This window comes from Ochrobactrum sp. BTU2 (genome assembly GCF_024539785.1).
GTDB lineage: Bacteria > Pseudomonadota > Alphaproteobacteria > Rhizobiales > Rhizobiaceae > Brucella > Brucella anthropi.
This window is the reverse complement of sequence record NZ_JAHWRG010000069.1, coordinates 1-1,995: the sequence shown is the minus strand read 5'-3', so window position 1 is coordinate 1,995 and position 1,995 is coordinate 1. Positions and strand designations below refer to the sequence as shown.

Below are 1,995 nucleotides of genomic sequence, written 5' to 3'. Positions count from 1 at the left end.
TATAGTCCCGCGGCAAGCCTGCCAAACCGTCGGCAGTGGTCCGGTTCTCGGTCGAGTAGAGTTCTTCGCCACCATTGCCGCGATCTCGGGTCTGAAGCGCATAAATCAATGCTCCACCGATGCCGAGCGACGCGACCAGACCAAGGCCGGCGAGCACCTTGCAGGATAGCCGGGTGACGCGCGGCGGTTCTGCCCGCAAGCGCATGCGTGGAACAAGACCGGGGGCCTGGATTGCATCTTCGCGGTTATCGGCCTCGCTCATGACGACCGCCCTCCTTCCCTGGTTTGGACTGCCGGCGCCTGCACGACTCCGCTTGTTCGGACGATCCTCACCGTCTGCTGATGCTTGCCGCTACCCAGGCGCAATTCCGCCGCACCGAAGAGGCGATCCACGATCAGGATGTTCCGATAGATTCGGGTATTGGCGATCTGTGCCTCACCTTCCGGACCGATGACGAAGAGCGGCGGGAATTCCCCTTGCACGATGCCGCGCGGGAATTCGACATAGACCTTGCGGCCGTCGTCATAGACGGAGACCGGCCGCCAAGGCGGCGTGTCGCCAGTGAGACCATAGCGGTAGTTGCGCCCCGCCACGGCTGGAATCGCCGGCGCGTCGGGAATGGATAGCCGTGAACCCGGCACCTGCGGATAGGACCAGGCGACCGACGGCATGTAAGGTGTTTCGTCGGATCGCAGTTCGAGCATGTAGGTGCGCCGATCGGTGGAAATCACCAGATTGGTGGTGATGTCGGGGCGCGAGGGCTTCACCAGCACATGGACGCGCCGGGTCGTGCCGCTGCCGCTCTCGGTGTCGCCGATGATCCAGCGCGTGGTGTCGCCGGCCGCGATCGGTCCGGCGCCGGTCAGGCTTTCACCGGGTTCGAGCGCGATGTCGGTGATCTGGCCCGGTGCGGCATAGACCTGATAGAGCGCGCCCTCGCTCCAGGGATAGATCTGGATCGCATTGTAGTAGCCTTCCCGGCGCGGCTCAACGCGGGCCGCCGCGTTGGCGTTCTGAACCCGGCCGGTCGGTGTGGTCGCGTTGACGCCGCCGCGCGCTGGCGTCCAGCCCGGAGGAATGTGCAGCGGCTTCGGGCGATCGTCGGTCAGCACGGCGGGAACGGCCGGCAGCGCCGGCACATCGGCATCGTAGCGGATCTGTGGCGGCTTTTGCGGCGTGGCGCAGCCGGCCAGTGCCGCGGCGGACAGGAGCACGGCAGCAAATGCGGGTTTACGGAAAGACGGGTTTCCGGCTCTGCGGATTGGCGGCTTGTTCATTCGCCCATCTCCCTCGACCACGAAATCGCGTTGACGTAGATGCCGAGAGGATTGGACTTGAGCCGTTCAGCATCGCGGGGCGGCTGGATCACGATGGTCAGGATCGCGGTCCAGCGCTCGGTGGTGGAAAGCTGGCCGTTCTCGTAGCGGCGCTCGACCCAGGCGACACGGAAGCTGTCTGGCGACGCGCGAATGACGCTCGACACCTCGACGGCGACCTGCTGCTTGCCGACCTTGGTGAAGGGGTCATTAGACCGCGCATAGTCATTCAGCGCTGTCGCGCCGCGATCCGTCGTCCAGTCATAGGCGCGCAGCCAGTTCTGGCGGACGATGATGGGATCGGCGGGAATGCTCCTGACCTGCTCGATGAATCGCGCCAGATGCCATGCGACCTGCGGATCGGTGGGACGGTAGTCGGCGGTGGCAGCGGCGACGGTCTGGGCCTGGCCGAGCTTGTCGACCTGTACGACCCACGGAACGACGGTCCCACGTGTGGACTGCCAAACGAGCGCGGCAGCAAAGCCCGCCGAAAGGATCAGGCTTCCGAACGCCATGAGCCTCCAGTTTCTCGCCTGCACGCGGGCCGAGCCGATACGCTCGTCCCAGACCTGCGCGGCCTTCTGATAGGGTGTTTCGGGTTGCGGAGTCTTGCCGTAATGGGCTGCCGGTCGTTTGAAGAAGCTCATGAGCGGTCACTTTCGGAGAGATTGACGGAAG

Annotated in this window: 2 protein-coding genes and 1 pseudogene; all 3 read right to left on the bottom strand. The window is 65.0% G+C overall.

Annotation, left to right across the window (positions count from 1 at the left end; genetic code table 11):
• Positions 1-262 (bottom strand): annotated as a pseudogene (locus KWJ32_RS27960) (conjugal transfer protein TraI); the annotation flags it as partial.
• Positions 259-1,278: a P-type conjugative transfer protein TrbG gene (gene trbG / locus KWJ32_RS27955; protein ID WP_125271072.1), complete on the bottom strand. Its 1,020-nt coding sequence runs from the start codon at positions 1,276-1,278 to the stop codon at positions 259-261. The pseudogene KWJ32_RS27960 and the gene trbG, both read right to left, overlap by 4 nt.
• Complete coding sequence (trbF, locus tag KWJ32_RS27950; RefSeq protein ID WP_125271071.1) at positions 1,275-1,964, bottom strand: conjugal transfer protein TrbF; 690 nt, start codon at positions 1,962-1,964, stop codon at positions 1,275-1,277. Before trbF ends, trbG begins: the two co-directional genes overlap by 4 nt.
• Between the last annotated feature and the right edge of the window lie 31 nt (positions 1,965-1,995).